14 protein-coding genes are annotated in these 16159 nt (G+C 69.4%); 2 read left to right on the forward strand and 12 right to left on the reverse strand.

The window, feature by feature from the left end; genetic code table 11:
* Positions 1 to 6 precede the first annotated feature (6 nt).
* Positions 7 to 1341 (reverse strand): hypothetical protein, encoded by a 1335-nt coding sequence (locus tag BQ2383_RS08440; protein ID WP_091032473.1) that lies wholly within the window; start codon positions 1339 to 1341, stop codon positions 7 to 9.
* Between the two features lie 304 nt (positions 1342 to 1645).
* Complete coding sequence (locus tag BQ2383_RS08445) at positions 1646 to 3943, reverse strand: DEAD/DEAH box helicase (protein WP_091032476.1); 2298 nt, start codon at positions 3941 to 3943, stop codon at positions 1646 to 1648.
* Between the two features lie 282 nt (positions 3944 to 4225).
* On the opposite strand from BQ2383_RS08445, the gene BQ2383_RS08450 reads away from it, so the two are divergent.
* Positions 4226 to 5122: an aldose 1-epimerase family protein gene (locus BQ2383_RS08450; protein WP_091032479.1), complete on the forward strand. Its 897-nt coding sequence runs from the start codon at positions 4226 to 4228 to the stop codon at positions 5120 to 5122.
* A gap of 152 nt (positions 5123 to 5274) precedes the next feature.
* Here BQ2383_RS08450 and BQ2383_RS08455 read toward each other — a convergent pair whose 3' ends face one another.
* The 4 genes from BQ2383_RS08455 to BQ2383_RS08470 form a co-directional block, all read right to left on the reverse strand.
* Positions 5275 to 8487 carry an efflux RND transporter permease subunit gene (locus tag BQ2383_RS08455; protein ID WP_091032482.1) on the reverse strand — a complete coding sequence of 1071 codons (3213 nt, stop codon included), beginning with the start codon at positions 8485 to 8487 and terminating at the stop codon, positions 5275 to 5277.
* Between the two features lie 16 nt (positions 8488 to 8503).
* A complete protein-coding gene (locus BQ2383_RS08460) occupies positions 8504 to 9091 on the reverse strand; it encodes a TetR/AcrR family transcriptional regulator (RefSeq protein WP_091032485.1) in 588 nt (195 codons plus the stop codon).
* A gap of 67 nt (positions 9092 to 9158) precedes the next feature.
* The gene (locus BQ2383_RS08465) at positions 9159 to 9518 is read right to left on the reverse strand and encodes a fluoride efflux transporter FluC (protein WP_091032488.1); all 360 of its coding nucleotides are present in this window, start codon (positions 9516 to 9518) and stop codon (positions 9159 to 9161) included.
* Positions 9515 to 9889, reverse strand: a complete 375-nt coding sequence (locus tag BQ2383_RS08470) for a CrcB family protein (protein ID WP_244175949.1) — start codon at positions 9887 to 9889, stop codon at positions 9515 to 9517. Before BQ2383_RS08470 ends, BQ2383_RS08465 begins: the two co-directional genes overlap by 4 nt.
* An 85-nt stretch (positions 9890 to 9974) precedes the next feature.
* Here BQ2383_RS08470 and BQ2383_RS08475 point away from each other — a divergent pair, with 85 nt between their 5' ends.
* Positions 9975 to 11501 (forward strand): FAD-dependent oxidoreductase, encoded by a 1527-nt coding sequence (locus BQ2383_RS08475; RefSeq protein ID WP_091032493.1) that lies wholly within the window; start codon positions 9975 to 9977, stop codon positions 11499 to 11501.
* Here the strand turns inward: BQ2383_RS08475 and BQ2383_RS08480 are convergent.
* The 6 genes from BQ2383_RS08480 to BQ2383_RS08505 all read right to left on the reverse strand — a co-directional run bounded on the left by BQ2383_RS08480 (position 11470) and on the right by BQ2383_RS08505 (position 16147).
* Complete coding sequence (locus BQ2383_RS08480; RefSeq protein WP_091032496.1) at positions 11470 to 12309, reverse strand: nitroreductase family protein; 840 nt, start codon at positions 12307 to 12309, stop codon at positions 11470 to 11472. The genes BQ2383_RS08475 and BQ2383_RS08480 overlap by 32 nt on opposite strands.
* A 4-nt stretch (positions 12310 to 12313) precedes the next feature.
* Positions 12314 to 12688: a hypothetical protein gene (locus BQ2383_RS08485; protein ID WP_091032498.1), complete on the reverse strand. Its 375-nt coding sequence runs from the start codon at positions 12686 to 12688 to the stop codon at positions 12314 to 12316.
* A 194-nt stretch (positions 12689 to 12882) separates the two neighbouring features.
* The gene (locus BQ2383_RS08490) at positions 12883 to 13662 is read right to left on the reverse strand and encodes a MerR family transcriptional regulator (RefSeq protein ID WP_091032501.1); all 780 of its coding nucleotides are present in this window, start codon (positions 13660 to 13662) and stop codon (positions 12883 to 12885) included.
* Positions 13663 to 14020: 358 nt separating this feature from the next.
* Positions 14021 to 14485, reverse strand: coding sequence for a hypothetical protein (locus BQ2383_RS08495; RefSeq protein ID WP_140403321.1), 465 nt, complete (start codon positions 14483 to 14485; stop codon positions 14021 to 14023).
* 124 nt (positions 14486 to 14609) lie between these two features.
* Positions 14610 to 15041 (reverse strand): hypothetical protein, encoded by a 432-nt coding sequence (locus BQ2383_RS08500; protein ID WP_091032506.1) that lies wholly within the window; start codon positions 15039 to 15041, stop codon positions 14610 to 14612.
* A 146-nt stretch (positions 15042 to 15187) separates the two neighbouring features.
* Positions 15188 to 16147 carry a nucleoside hydrolase gene (locus tag BQ2383_RS08505; protein ID WP_167381572.1) on the reverse strand — a complete coding sequence of 320 codons (960 nt, stop codon included), beginning with the start codon at positions 16145 to 16147 and terminating at the stop codon, positions 15188 to 15190.
* Positions 16148 to 16159 lie beyond the last annotated feature (12 nt).

Consider the following 16159-nt stretch of genomic DNA (forward strand, 5'->3'; position numbering starts at 1 on the left):
CCGCGCTCAGAGGTCGGGGGCGGCGTTCCACGCGTCGACGAACTCCTGCGTCTCGTCGCCCCCACCCTTCACGAGGTTCGGGTGGAGCTTGCCGGTGACTGTGAACGCGTACGCAGGACGATCGGTCTCCGGCGCCCAGCTCGTCGACCCGAAGATCTCGGCTTCCTGATCGCGCAGGGCGGCATGCTTGATCGCCGGGGCGAGCGCGGCGACGTCGGCGTCGTGGTCGAGCACGACATCGAGTTCGAGCGGCCCCAGAGCGACGGAGCGCACCCCCTCGGCATCGGCGAGTCCGAGCGCACGATCGAAGTTCGCGACGTATCCGTCCTCGCTCATCGTCTTCGCCGTGACGCGCGAGCCCGGCTCGTCTTCCTTCAACACGAACAGCTGGAGGGAGTTGAACTCCTGGAGGTCCGGCGTCGCGACGAGGGCCCGCTGCACGGTCGCGGCCGTCTCGGCATCGGTCGTGGTCACCGAAAGGTGCAGAGCACGCGGCCCATGAGTGCCGATCGAGGCCCCCACGACACCGGCGATCGGCGTGAGGATCGCATCGAGTCTGGCGCCGAGCTCCTGCTGCAGCGCCGGAGCGGTCATGATCCCGCTGGAGAGGCTGACACGGAGCCGTGCCTCGCCCGACGTCAAGGCGTCGACTGCGGGCGTCGCCGCCGCGGCACCCTCGGCCGTACGCATCCGCAGCGCGAGCGAGTCGTCGTCGAGCGTGTACTTCTGGATCGGAGCGACGGCGGCCACCGCCGCGACCGTCTCGACCGCGGTCTTCAGCGCCGCCGGATCCTGCGTCTCGATCGACGAACGCTCGTGCACGTCCGAGACCTTGAGCGACACCCCGTCCGCGAGCGGACCGGCTGCGGCCGCATCCGCCAGCGGTTCGATCGTGGCGGTCGGGTCGACCCCTGCTTCGGCGACCGCCTCGACGCCCAGCGAATCGTCGGAGGACCAGACGCGACCCTGCAGGATGCCGTCGACTCCGGTCAGCTCGCCCACCGCCCCTGCGAGTTCGGCGACCTCGTCGTCATCCCCGGCGACCGTCCACTGCCAGGCACCGGTGCGGACCTTGAGCACCACGTCATCATCGGTCACGGACTCGGCGAGGTCGTTCAATCGCGCAGCGGCCTCGGGGAGATCCGCGGGTGCGACCGAGTCTTCGAGCGTGATCAGGTAGGCCCCGTCCTCCGCCTTTTCGATCGAGGAGACGGCCGGATCCTTCGCGACCTGCTCCTCGAGGTCTTCGCTCTTCCGCGTGCACCCGGCGAGCGCCGTCACGGCGACCACCCCACCCAGCAGCAGAGCGACACCACGAACGATCCCCCGGTTCCGACGCATTACTCCATCGTATGCACAAACGCGTGAGCCGCCGATGGGCACAACTCCCCATTCGGTCTCGTGCGCGCGCTCGCGCTCGTGCTCGCGCTCGTGCTCGCGCTCGCCGTGCGCGTCGAGTGCACGGCTTCGCGCCGAACGCACGGCTTCTTCACGCGGGTACGCCGTGCACTCGGCAGCATCCCGTGCACTCGACGCGCACAACGCGGGGCGCGGGCACAACGGGGGGCGCGGGCACAACGGGGGGCGCGGACACGACAGAGGCCCCGGACCGCGGAAGCGGGACGGGGCCTCTGGTGAGCGAGACTCAGGCGGTGAGGTCGGCCGCGGTCGGCACGCGACCGGCGATCTCCTCGATCACGTCGTCGTCGAGGCGCGCGTTCTCGAACGGTGCGTCGATCTCGGCGCGGTCGAGCAGCTCGGTCATGCGACGCTGACGCTGACGCGTGATCAGCGTGACGACACGACCCGAACGACCGGCGCGGCCGGTACGGCCCGAGCGGTGCAGGTACGTCTTGTACTCGTCGGGAGCGTCGGCCTGGACGACCAGGTCGATGTCGTCGACGTGGATGCCGCGGGCGGCGACATCCGTGGCGACGAGCACGTTCACGCGGCCCGAGGTCAGACGCTCGAGGTTGCGCGTGCGCTTGGCCTGGTTCAGGTCGCCGTGCAGCGAGACGGCCGGGATGCCGGCATCGTCGAACTGCTCGGCGAGCATGTCGGCGTAGGCACGGGTGCGAGCGAAGACCAGCGTCTTGCCGGCACGGTCGACGAGCGACGTGAGGATGTCGGCCTTGTCGCGGTGCTCGATCACGAGCACGCGGTGCTCGATCGTGCTGGAGTCCTGGTCCTCACCGGCGACCTCGTACACGGCCGGGTCGACGAGGAACTCGTCGACGAGAGCCGCGACCTCGCGGTCGAGCGTGGCCGAGAACAGCAGCTTCTGGCTGCCGTCGGCGGTGTGACGCAGGATGCGCTGCACGGGCTCGACGAATCCGAGCTCGCACATGTGGTCGGCCTCGTCGAGCACCGCGATGCGGCAGTCCGAGAGGTCGAGCTTGCCCTGGTTGATGAGGTCTTCGACGCGACCGGGGGTACCGATCACGATGTCGACGCCCTTCTTCAGCGCACCGACCTGGCGACCCTGCGGGACACCACCGTAGATCTGCGTGGTGAACAGGCCGACGCTGCGGGCGATCGGCTGGATGGTGCGGTCGATCTGCAGCGCGAGCTCGCGCGTCGGAGCGAGGATGATCGCACGCGGCGAGCGTCCGAACTCACGGCGCTTGCCGGCCTGCGACTGCAGCACACGCTCGACGAGCGGCGCACCGAAGGCGATGGTCTTGCCGGAGCCGGTGCGGCCACGGGCGAGCACGTCGCGCCCGGCGAGGACGGCCGGGATGCTGGCGGCCTGGATCGCGAACGGCGAAGCCGCGCCCATGCCGACGAGAGTGTCGACGATGTTCGAGCCGAGACCGAGGTCGCCGAAGGTCACACCGTCGACCTCGACGGCCGCGACGGACTTCGCCTCGAGGCGCTCGTGCACGACGTCGTCGCCCGGGGTGAACTTCGCTCCGGTCGACTCGGGCCGGCTGGTGGCGTTCCAGTCGTTACGGCTCGGGCGCTCGTTGCGCGCCGGACGCCCACGGGTGTCGGACGTCAGCGGGCGCGGACGCTCGGTGCGGTACGCACCACCGGTCGACGGACGCGAACGCTCGTCACGGCCACCCTCGTACGAACGCTGCGTGCGGTCGCGGTCGAAGGCACGACGGGCGCGGTCGGCGTCGAACGAACGCTCGCCGCCACGCTCGGCACCACGGTCGTTCGACCGGGCACGGTCGCCGCCGCGGTCGTCACGGCGCGGACGCTCGTCGCGGTCGAACCGGGGGCGCTCGGCACCACGGTCGCTGTTGAACCGGGGACGCTCGGCACCACGGTCGCTGTTGAACCGGGGACGCTCGCCGCCACCGCGGCGGTCGTCACGAACCGGACGTGCGCCGTCGCGGTGGTCGTTGTCGCGGAAGCCCTGGCGCTGGGTGCCGGCGCCACGGTCGTCACGACGCGAGCGGTCGTCGCGGTCGAAGCGGGGGCGGTCGCCGCCGCGCTCGTCGCGGTAGGTTCCGGGACCGGTCGGGCGCTGTCCGCTCGGACGCTGTCCGCCACGGTCGTCCCGACGCGGACGGTCGTCGAAGCGGCCGCCGGCGCTGGGCCGGTCGTTGTAGCGAGGACGCTCGGAGCGGTCGTCGTTGCGGTGGTGCGGTGCCTCGCGGCGTCCGGACTCGGCGCGGTTGCGGATGCCCCGGGCCTCGTCGCGGCCGGCACGCTCGGAGGCGTTCCAGCGCTGCTTGGGCGCACCCGACTCGGCCTCGGCCGGGCGGTAGCCACGGTGACCGGCGCTGCGGCTGCCGGGACGACGGTCGTAGCCGCCGGCGGCGGGGGCGGAGCGGCGGTCGCCGGCATCCGCGCGGGCACCACGCTCGTCGCGCGCACCGTCACGGGCGGGGCCGCCGTTGTGGCGGTCGTGGAAGGAGGTCTTCTTGGCGCCGTAGCGCGGCTCGAAGTTGGCGGCGGGACGTCCGCCGCGGGGCTTCTTGTTCTTGGGCATTGCGTTGTCTTCCTGTGTTCTCGCACGAGAACAGCGCCGCGCACACGCGCGAGCACCCTGCGCGTGGTCGGATGCGACCAGCGGGGTTCCGGACTGTCAGCGGCCGGGGCCATTCATGTGATGGTTGATTAGCGTCGAGCGACGCTCACCATCGGCCCCTGGACTCACACTTCACACACATAAAACGTCCGCGCCAACGCGCGGGTGTCCGAAGCCGACCGCACAAGTGTAGCCGACGCGCCTGAGAGAGTGCCGACGCGGGGGTGGCCGTACGATGTCGAAGTGACTTCCGCATCCCCCACCGGCGCCCAGATCACCCTCCGACTCGGCGATGCGACCGCCCAGATCGCGCAGGTCGGCGCGTCCCTGCGGTCGCTGCGCATCGGCGGCGTCGACCTCGTCCCTCCATACCCGCTCGATCAGCCGACGCCCGCCTGTTCCGGCGTGGTCCTCGCCCCGTGGCCGAACCGCGTGCGCGACGGTCGGTGGGATGACGACGGAACCTCGCGCCTGCTCGCGATCACCGAGCCGAAGCTGAACAATGCGAGTCACGGCCTGCTGCGCTTCACGGCGTACGAGGTGTCGCACACCGACGCCGAAGCCGTGCTGCGGGCGACGATCGTGCCCCAGACCGGCTACCCGTACCTGATCGAGACCGCCGTGACCTACACGCTCACGCCCGACGGCATCGAGGTCACGCACACGCTCACCAACCGCTCGGCGACGCCCGCACCGGTCGCCCTCGGCACGCATCCCTTCGTGACGATCGGCGACGTCGACCCGCATGACCTGGTGCTGCGTGTCCCCGCGGAGACGGCGTTCACGACCGACGAGCGGATGCTCCCCACCGGCACCCGTCCCGCCGAAGCCACCCTGCGCGACGGGGCGCGGCTGGGCGACGTCACCCTCGACACCGGGTTCACCGACCTCGCTCGCGACGCCGACGGCCGAGTGCGGCACTCGCTCACGGCACCCGACGGCCGCCGCGTGACCCTGTGGCAGGGCGAGGGCTTCGACTACGTGCAGGTGTACACGACGCCCGCCTACCCGGGGCAGAGCCTCGCGGTCGCGATCGAGCCGATGACCGCGCCCGCCGATGCGTTGAACAGCGGCCTCGGCATCCGTCGTCTCGCCCCCGACGAGACCTGGACCCTGCACTGGGGCATCGCCCTCGGCTGACCGATTCCGACTCATCGCAGGGTCGGGCCCGTTCACAATTCAGGAACTTCGAGCGAAAAGGCCCCGGATCACGCAGCTGACTGCGGATCCGGGGCCATTTTCCTGAGTTGTGAACAGCCGGCGGGCGAGACCGCACGCCCGCCGGACGGGAACTACTCCCCGCGGTCGCGCAGCTCGCGCCGCGTGAGCTGCGGCGCGTGCGGCAGGCCGGACGCGTCGATCAGCACGGATCCGGCCGGAGCCACAGCGGCACCCGACGTGTCGGGGTCGACGGGAGCATCCGGCTTCGGCGCTCCCTCGGCATCCGACCCACCGGCCTTGCGCGCGGCCCGCCGCTCTCTGGCACCCTCGACGAGGTTGTAGAGGGTGGGCAGCACGATCAGCGTCAGCACGGTCGAGGAGAGCAGGCCGCCGATCACGACGATCGCGAGCGGCTGCGAGATGAACCCGCCGTGACCGGTGATGCCGAGAGCCATCGGCGTCAGCGCGAGGATGGTCGCGAGTGCCGTCATGAGGATCGGACGCAGACGCTTCTCCCCACCGGCCTTCACCGCCTCGATGGTCGACAGACCCTTCTCCCGGTACTGGTTCACGAGGTCGACGAGCACGATCGCGTTCGTCACCACGATGCCGATGAGCATCAGCACACCGATCAGCGAGGCGACGCCCAGCGGCACGCCCGTGACGATCTGCAGCAGGATCGCGCCGGTCGCCGCGAACGGCACCGAGACGAGCAGCAGCAGCGGCTGGCGCAGCGACTTGAAGACCGCGACCATCACCACGTAGACGATCAGGATCGCCGCGAGCATCGCGAGTCCGAGCTGCGAGAACGAGTCGGCCTGCTGCGAGGCGACACCGCCGACCTCGGCCGAGGCACCGTCGGGCAGGTCGGCCGCGGCGAGCGCCTCGGTCACCGACTGCGTGGCGGTGGCGAGGTTGTCGGATGCCGGCGGCACGGTGACCGTCGAGGTGCGGCGACCCTGCTCGGTCGTGATCGAGGTGGGGCCGTTGCGCTGCTCGACCGTCGCGATGTCCTGCAGCTGCACGACGCCGAGCGGGGTCGGGATCGCGAGCTCCTTGAGCGCCTGGACAGTGGTCGGTGGCTCCGGCGTGACGATGTAGATGGTCAGCGCGGTGTCGTCGATCTCGACCGATCCGGCCTGCTGCGGACGCATGGTGTTCGAGACGATCGAGCCGACCGCGACCTCGGAGAGACCGCGCTGGGCGGCTGCCTCCCGGTCGACGACCACGGCGATGTACGGCAGCGAGGCGGCAAGGTTGTCGGTCACCTGGCCGACGCCGTCGCGTCCGTCGAGCTCCTCGACGACCGAGGTGGTCGCGGTCTGCAGGTCGTCGGCGTTGGATGCCGTGACCGTGATCTCGATGTCGCTCGAGCCGAAGCCGGCGGATGCCGCGACCGACACCTCGCCCACGTCGTCGCCGAGTCCGTCGATCGCGTCCTGCACGTCGGCGCGCAGCTTCTCCTGGTCGGCGTCGCCGTCGGTGAGCACCGAGTAGGTGACACCCGCTCCGCCCGAGAAGGCGTCGCTGAGGGCCGAGCCGCTGGTGCCGATCGAGGCCTGCACGTGCTCGATGCCGTCGATGCCGAGGAGTGCGTCCTCGACCTCGACCGCGGCATCCGACTTCGCCTGCAGGCTCGCGGTCGGGCCGAGGTCCTGCGTGACGGTCATGGTGTTCTGGCCCGAGTCGCTCAAGAAGTTGATCTTCATGAGCGGTGCGGCGGCGAGCGTGGCGCCGAGCACGACGACGGCGAGGATCACCGTGACACCGGAGTGCTTGAGGGTCCAGCCGAGGATCGGCCGGTAGACGCGCTGCAGCTGCGTCGGCGGAGCATCCGGGTGCTCGGGGTCGATGACGTTTCCGTGCTCGTCGACGAGCTCCTTGCCCGGCTTCAGGAACCAGTACGCGAGCACCGGGACGATGGTGAGGGCCACCAGGAGCGAGGCGACCATCGCGATGGTCACGGTCATGGCGAACGGTCGGAACAGCTCGCCGACCATGTCGCCGACGAAGACGATCGGCAGGAACACCGCGACCGTCGTGATCGTGGATGCCGTGATCGCCATGGCGACCTCGCGCACGGCGAGGCGGATCGCATCACCCTTGTCGGCATCGCCGACGTAGTGACGCTTGATGTTCTCGATCACCACGATGGAGTCGTCGACCACGCGGCCGATCGCGATCGTGAGCGCGCCGAGGGTCAGCACGTTCAGCGAGTAGCCGAACGCCTGCAGCCCGATGAAGGTGATGAGCACGCTGGTCGGGATCGAGATGGCAGTGACGAGCGTGGAGCGGATCGACATCAGGAACACGAGGATCACGATCACCGCGAACACCAGGCCGAGCAGGCCCTCGGTCGCCAGCGTCTCGATCGACTGCACGATGAACGGCGCCTGGTCGAAGATGATCGTGAACTCGGCGTCGGGGAACGCGTCGCTGATCGTGTCGAGCGCGGCGATGACGCCGTTCGACACCTCCACCGTGTTCGCGGCGGGGAGCTTGGTGATCGAGATCGAGAGCGCGTCCTTGCCGTCGACGCGCGAGATCGAGGTGACCGGGTCGGACTCCTGCGCGACCGTGGCGACATCGCCGATGGTCGAGGTGGTGCCGACGAGCGGGAGCGCCGCGATCTCTTCGACCGAGGTGATCTTGGCTCCGGTCTGCACCGTGAGCGTCTGACCGTTCTCGGTGATGTCACCACCGGGGAAGAGCGTGCCGTTCTGCTGCAACGCGTTGCTGATCGCCTGCGTGCTCTGGCCTTCGGCGGCGAGCTTGGCGGGGTCGGGCGTGATGCTGATGCGCTGCCCGACACCGCCGACGATCTCGGCGGCGTTCACGCCATCGACGTCTTCCAGCTCGGGGATCGCGACGGATTCGAGCTCGGCCTGCGCGTTGTCGGCATCCTCGAATCCGGTGACGGCCACCTGGATCACCGGGAAGTCATCGATGGAGACGGACAGCACCTGCGGGGCCACGTCTTCCGGCAATTGCGAGGAGACGCGGTTGATCGCCTGCTGGATCTTCTGCTCGGCGGTGGCGAGGTTCGTGCCGTACGCGAACATCGCCTGCACGATCGAGGCGTTCGTGGTACTGGTGGCCGTGGTCGACTCCAACCCCGGCACGCCCTGGATCGCCGACTCGATCGGCGTCGACACGTCGTTCTCGACCACCTCCGGCGAGGCACCCGGGTACGTCGTCATCACGACGAGCGCCGGCAGCTCGAGCGAAGGGATCAGCTCCTGCTTGAGGTTGGTGAGCGCGAGCCCGCCGAACACCGCCGCGACGATGGTGATCAGGGCGATGAGCGCGCGGTTCTTGAGGCTCAGGATGGCGAGTTTCGACAAGGCGGTTTCCTCGGTGTCAGGGTGTGGCTGTCGCTGCGGATGAGGGGGAGACGGAATCTCCGAGGATCCGCGCCAGTGCGGTCTCGATGAAGGACTGTTCGAGATGGGCGTCGCGGATCTGCATGCTCCACATGACGCCGTCGATGAAGATCATCGCCGCTCGGGCGCGGTCTTCGCCATAGGTCGGCTCCAGAAGTTCCACGAGCCGGTCGGAGAGATGGCGTGCGAGCTCGCGCAGGCGGGGGTCGTGCACGGCGGCGGTCACCACCGCGCGGTCGGCCTGGACGGCGTGGTGGTCGTCGAGGCTCTCGAACACGAGCGCGGCGATCACGGCGGGGCTGTCCCCACGATCGGCGATGGTCTGCCGAACGCCGTCGAGGCGCGCGTCCACCTCCTCGGCGAGGGCGCGGAAGGCAGCGGAGCGGAGGTCGTCAAGGGTGTCGAAGTACTGGGTGGTCGCGCCGAGGGGAACCCCGGCGCGGGCGGCAACCTTGCGGTGAGTGACGGCCTCGGCGCCCACCTCGACGATGAGCTCGGCGGCGGCGGTCACGATCTCGCGACGGCGCGCTTCAGGGTCACGTCGACGACGCGACCCATCACCCATCCGAACCCCCTGGACATCCGTACATGTACGTTTGTACATTTCCGGATTGTGAGGACGCTGGGAGCGGTCAGAACAACGAGCCGACAGCCAGCCCGAGACCCGCGGCGAGCAGGCCGAGCAGCAGCATCCCGACGGCGTTGAAGACGGATGCCGGGCGCTCGCCGTCGCGCCACAGGGCGACCGTGTCGAGCATCGCGGTGCTGAAGGTCGTGTACCCGCCGAGCAGCCCGGCGCCGAGCAGGAACGCGGCATCCGGCAGTGCGGTCGTGACGATGCCCAGCGCGAAGGATCCGGAGAGGTTCACCAGCAGGATCCCCCACGGGAACCGCCGACCGGCCAGCCGTGCGACGCCGAGGTCGACGAGGTATCGCAGCACCGCGCCGACTCCCCCGGCGAGCGCAGCGCCGACGAACAGCAGCGGGTTCACGATGCCGCTCCGGCGCGCGGGCGGGCGATGCGCAGCCCGAGAGCTGCGGCAGCGAGTCCGAGCACGAGACTCCCCGCGGCATAGGCGAACGCGAGGGCGGGAGCATCCGCCCACAGCTCCACGCTCCCCGTCGTGAAGGCGCTGTACGTCGTGAAGCCGCCCAGCACCCCGGTGCCGAGCAACAGCCGCAGATCCGTGGAGGCGGGGATCCGCGCGGCCAGCACACCGATCAGCAGGGCGCCGAGCACGTTCGCGACGAGCACCGCGACGGGCAGACCGCCGGCGTCCGGGAGAGCGAGCCCCAGGCCGAGCCGTGCCGCCGTGCCCACCGTGCCGCCGGCGGCGACGAGGAGGATGCGGCGGAGGGTCACGTCGCCACTGTAGTCGCGCGTGACAGTGTGCCGCGGCGATGTCAAGGGCGTGGATGCCGGGCACCGCACGCCGTTGACTGTGCGCATGACCCCTCTGTGGAAGCTCGAGAAGTCGCTGCCGACCGGATCGCCCTTCGAGGAGGGTGCGCGACACGACGTCGTGATCGTCGGCGCCGGCATCACCGGCCTCACGACGGCCGTGATGCTCACCCGGGCCGGGCTCGATGTGGCCGTGATCGACGCGGGTGGCATCGCCGAGCTCGCGACCGGTGCGAACACCGGCAAGCTGTCGCTCCTGCAGGGGTCGCGGCTCGCGACGATCCGCCGCCACCACCCGGCGTCGCTGGTGCGGGCGTACGTCGACGCCAACAGGTCGGGGATGGAGTGGCTGACCGCCTTCGCCGAGAGCGCGGATGTGCCGTTCACCCGCCACACCGACCACTCCTACGCGCAGGGTCCCGACGGCGCAGGAGACGTGCGAGACCAGCACGATGCCGCCCGCGAGGCCGGTCTGTCGACGCGGATGCTGGCCGCCACGACGGTGCCGTCGACGCCGTTCCCGGTGGCCGCCGCCGTGGCCCTCGACGATCAGATCGCGATCGACCCGGTCGCCGTGACCGTCGCGCTCGCCCACGAGCTGCTGAGCGCCGGCGGCACGCTGCACATCGGCGTCCGCGCCACCGGTACCCGCGCGCTGCCCGGTCGCGTCGACACCACGGCGGGGCCCATCTTCGCCGACCACATCGTGCTCGCGACCGGCACCCCGATCACCGACCGCGGGCTGTACTTCGCCAAGACGCACGGGCTGCGGTCGTACTGCGTATCGTTCCGGGTGCAGGGCGATGTGCCCGCGGGGATGTTCCTCTCGGTCGACGGCCCGACACGCTCGGTGCGTCCGGTGAGCGCGGCCGACGGCCCCGGGGGCGAGGCTCAGCTCGTCGTCGGAGGCAACGGCCACCCGGTCGGCAGGTCCGACAGCGAGAAGGCCGCGGTCGAAGACCTCGTCGCCTGGACACAGCTGCACTTCCCCGGCGCCGAGGAGACGCATCGGTGGTCGGCGCAGGACTACGAGTCGCACAACCTGATCCCGTTCGTCGGTGCGATGCCCCGCGGTCTCGGCCGCATCCGGTTCGCGACGGGCTACGCCAAATGGGGCCTATCGAACGCGCCGGCCGCCGCACAGCGTCTCACCGCCGAGATCCTCGGCACGCCGTGGCGCGACCGGCCGACCTGGATGACGACCATCGGCACGCGTATGACCATGCCCGCCGACCTCGGGCGCGGAGCCGTCGAGGGTGGGAAGGTCGCGGCCGCGCTCGCCGGCGGATGGGCGGATGCCGAGAGCCGCTCGGTCCCCGTCGCGAAGCCTGCCGAGGGCGAGGGTGTGGTGGCGAACCGGGGCGGTCGTCCGGTCGGCGTATCGACGGTCCACGGCGTGACGCGCGCGGTCGGCGCGGTGTGCACGCACCTGGGCGGCGTGCTCGAGTGGAACGATGCCGAGTGCACGTGGGACTGCCCGCTGCACGCCTCACGGTTCGCGGCCGACGGGACCCGCATCGAGGGTCCGGCGGTGAAGGACCTCAGTCGCCTGCCGCGCTCGGGCCGGGAGTGACCGGGCCGGTCGTCGGGCCGTCGTCCCACCCCTCCTGAGGCGTGTCTCCGTTCTCGCGGAACACGTACTGCGACACGAGCTTGCGCTGGCTGCTCGACCAGTCGATCGCGGGTCGGCGCTGCTCGGGCGGCAGGTAGCCCAGCCGGTAGACGGCCATGAGCTCGAGGTCGTCGGGCACCCGCAGCAGCTCGACGATCTCGTCCCAGCGCCCCGGAACCTCCATCGGGAAGGAGATGAACTGGATGCCCATGCCGAGCTCGACCGTCGTGAGCCAGATGTTCTCCATCGCCGCCCCCATGCTGAACACCGAGTAGAACGACGACAGCTGCCCCGGTCGGTACTCGCTGCGGTCGAGCATGACGCCGATCAGCAGCGGCGACCCCGCGACGAGCTTGCGGTTCTCGGAGCCGAGGGTCTTGGGCACCCCGAACGTGTTCATGAGCGTCTGGCCGCGCTTGGTGAACACCTGGCTCGTGAACGGGCGGAGGGCGGCGGGCAGCTTGTCGAACAGCATCCCGCTGCGCTTCTCTTCCATCTCGGCCTGGCTGAAGCGGAAGTACGGCTTGTAGCGCTCGAAGAACGTGCCGTTCGACATCGCCTCGGTCATGCTCTCTCCGGAGATGCGGGCGATCTGCTCGATCGTGTCGCGGCTCTCGATCACGACGAACCGCCACGGCTGACTGTTCAGCTGCGAGGGCGCGCGGCCCGCGGCTTCGAGGAGGATGCGCTGATGCTCCTCCGAGACCGGGTCGGGCAGGAACGGCCCGTTCGTGGTCTTGCGGCGGCGGATGGCGTCGAGCAGTTCCATGCGGTCACTTCCGGTCGGCGGGGCGGCGCGAGACGACGAGTCCCGCGACGATGAAGGGGGCCGCGGCGAGCGCGACGAGTGGATGCCGGCGGCCGTGGCTGCCGAGGTACGGGATCGCGGCGAGGGGGCCCGCCGCGGGGAGCAGTGCGAGGGCGGCTCGGCGACCGGAGGTGCGGGGACCTTGTGACCAGCCGACCACCGTGGCCGCGGCGACGGTCGTGCAGGTGACGATGTAGAGCGCGTGATGCAGCCAGCGGAAGCGGCTGGTGTCGATCAGACGGGCGGCGACCGAGGCGCCGAGTGCACAGTTCGCGGTGTAGGCGGCGGTCGCGACGAGGAACAGCGGCGATGCATCCCTGTCCCTGTGCCGCCGACTCATGGCACGACACTACGCCCGCCTTTGCGCCAGAAGCTCCCCCTTGCCCCTCGACCCGCCGTTCGCTACGCCCGCTCTCCCCTCCCCCTCTCCTTTCCTGCCGAGCGGCCCCTCTGTGTGCGAACGGCCCCCTTACGCACGTCCACAACGGGGTGGTTCGCACGTAAGGGGGCCGCTCGGCATCCGGAAGGATGCGTCTAGAGGTTCGCCTCCGCATAGATGCGGAGCGCGTCGCGGACGAACTCCGCGCCGTGGGTGCCGCCGGACGACGTCGCGTAGTTGGCGCCGAAGCGCGGATCCGCGACGTACATCTCGCCGAGCCCGATCACGTACGCCTTGGTGTCGCCGCCGGGGACGGCGGCGGGCGTACCCGGGATGCCCGTGAGCCACTCGACGTGGCGTCGCGCGACATCCTGCGCCTCGGCGGATGCCGGGTCGATGCCGTTCTCTGCCGCGGCGATCCAGTCGCGTCCGAGGTCGGACACGCGCTGCTGCCAGTCGGCGCGTTCGGCATCCGTCATCCCCCGCCACCAGCGGTCGCTGTCGGCGTAGGCCTTCTTACCCCAACGATCCTCGACCTCCTCCTTGTACTGGGTGTGGTCGAATCCGTCGAACATGTTCTCTGCCATGAGGTTCTCACCTCCTCTCAGTGCGGTGATGGTCGATTCGACCGACGCGATCTGACGCGCCAGCCTGGTCTGTTCCTCGCGCAGCAGCGCGAGATGGGTCTCGAGGGCGGATGCTTCGCCGCGCTCGCGTTCGAGCACCTCCGCGATCTGCGGCAGCCCGAGTCCGAGCTCCCGCAGCAGGAGGATGCGCTGCAGCCGCACGAGCGCCTGCCCGTCGTAGTGGCGGTAGCCGTTGGGCGCGATGCGCGAAGGCGGCAGCAGTCCGATGTCGCCGTAGTGCCGCAGCGTGCGACTCGTGGTTCCCGCCAGCCGCGCGATCTCCTGGATGGACCAGTCGTCCCGTTCCATGTCGCCTCCTTCCTGTTCGATATCTCGACTCTAGAAGTTGACGTCGCGTCAAGGTCAAGCAATCCGCCACTCCTTCCCGAGTGCACGGCTTACCGACGACTGCACGGGCTGTAGACGCGGCCAGGCCGTGCATTCGACCGCTTCCCGTGCACTCGGAGCAGCGACGGTGGAGCGTCAGCACTGAGCGGGCGTAGCGGGCCTTCATCAGCGCGAGAGTGGAGTCCTGGGCGTATCAACAGATCGCGGACGCTGACGGACCAAGATCGCGTCAAGCGCGGCGGTCAAATAGACCGTCCTGCCTTCTTACAGTGGAGCGATCTTTCCTGGAACCCCGGCGAGTGTGGTCCCGGGGAGGCGGTCACCGGTGCTCGATCGCATCGTCGGGGTCGGCCGTCCTCGGCCGCACCTTGTCTCCGACAGACAGGGCGACGAAGCACATGACGCTTCCGAGAACGGCGAGTCCGCCGACGACCGCGAAGGCCTGATACCAATCCCACACGAGCAGATAAATCGGGAAGATACCCACGACAGCCGCCAAGGCGTTGGGGATGAGGACATGGCGGATACTGTTGCGGCTGACTCGCGATGATCCGCCACTCACCGGTCGCTCGAGAGACCAGCACATCAGCGCGACCGGCACTCCCCCGGCCGCGAAGATCGTGAAGGTGCCGAGCAGGGGCGTGACATGGTCTGGCTCTACGGGAGATACCTCCCAACCGCCGACCGATCCGTAGCGGAACAACGCAACGATCGCAGCCGTCACCAACACGGCACCAAGCAGCAGGAGCATGAGGGGGAACACTCTCGTCCGTCTCGACGTCATCGCGACTCCTCTAAAAGCGCCGAAAGGTGAGAAGCCTGCTGTTCCCAGGTCGGCTTCGCCGCTTCGAACCAGCTGAGTGACGCGTAAGTGAAGAAGTCGGCGTCATGACCGTCGGCTGCCTGACTCAAGTAGACATTCCCACGCCGTTGACCAGCCGAACAGCCAGGATGCAGAGCGCACCGCCACCGACCGCTGCCAGCGCGACGAATGCGAGCACAGCGGGAAAGTACCAGACGAAGATAAAACTGAGAAGGGAACAGGCCACAGGCCCCACGGCTACTCGCATCGGCCACGAACGAGGTGATCTCGGCTGCGGAACCAGCGACAAGAGACTCAACCCCGTGGGCACGAGAAGTCCGAAGACGGCGCTCGCCAGGACGGAACTCCACACAGCCTCGCCGTTGCCGGAGTCCGCGATACTTCCCCAGTCGAATCCAAACGAATACAGCCAGTACATCAATCCCAGCAGAGCGCCGACGGTCGCATTCGAAACCCCGAGAGCCACGAGGCAACGCACCCATCGCACGCGGTATCTCACTCCCAAGATCGTGCTCATCGTCGATGATCCTCGAATTCGGGTGGCAGGGGTGGCGATCACTCGACTCTAGAGCTGACGATGCGTCACCGTCAGCATCGCCCCCCACACACGCGAAAACGGCCCCACCCCCGATTCCGAGGGTGAGGCCGTTCGAGAGACGCCCGTCAGTCGACAGCGGTTCCGAATGCGGTCACCGAGGCCGTCAGCGCGTCGGCGACCGCCTGCGCGTCGATGTCGAAGAGCACGTCGACGTTCGGCACTCCCTGCCACCGGTCGATCATCTGAACGACCGTCTGACCGCGGGTGTGCGTGCCGTTCAGCTCCACGTCGACGCGCAGCCGCCGCACGGTGAACCACTCGGGGTTGAGCGCGTAGGCGACGCAGGGAACGTCGTTGAGGTGCATGCCCTCGGTCTTCCACTCCGGCATGTCGTCGCGGTCGTCCTGACGGTCGGGGTAGCCGATCATCTCGCAGAGCGCCACGCCCATCGGCGAGCGCGACTCCCAGAGGGTGCGGATGTGATCGGGCGAGAGCGAGAAGCTGCGGGACACATCGAGACCGACCTGCGTGAGCGGAGCCCCGGACTGGATGACGATCTCGGCCGCCTCGGGGTCGTTGTAGATGTTCGCGCTCGCGACCGGGGTCACGTTGCCCCAGGTGAGGGCCGCCCCACCCATGTAGATGATGCGACGCACCGAGCGCGCGAACTCCGGCTCCAGCTTGATCGCCAGCGCGACGTTCGTCAGCGGAGCGAGCGCCATGATGGTCACCTCGCCCGGTGCCGCCATGACCGTCTCGATCATCCGACGCACGGCATCGGATTCGACGTCGGCATCGGGATCCGGGTCCGGGTACTCCCAGTAGCCCACACCGCCGGGACGGTGGATGTGCTCCGCGAAGTTCGGCTCACCGACCAGCGGCCGACTCGCACCCTTCCAGATGGGCAGGTCGGGACGACCGGCGAGCGCCGCGATCTTGCGGGCGTTCGCCGTGGCGGTGTCGACATCGACGTTGCCGAACACCGTGGTCAGCGCCTCGATGTGGAAGGCGTCCGAGGCGAGCGCCCAGAACAGCGCTCCCGCGTCGTCGATCCCGGGGTCGGTGTCAATGATCAGTCGTTCCATATCCATGCTTTC

This window comes from Microbacterium oxydans, from assembly GCF_900095745.1.
Taxonomy (GTDB): Bacteria; Actinomycetota; Actinomycetes; order Actinomycetales; family Microbacteriaceae; genus Microbacterium; species Microbacterium oxydans_B.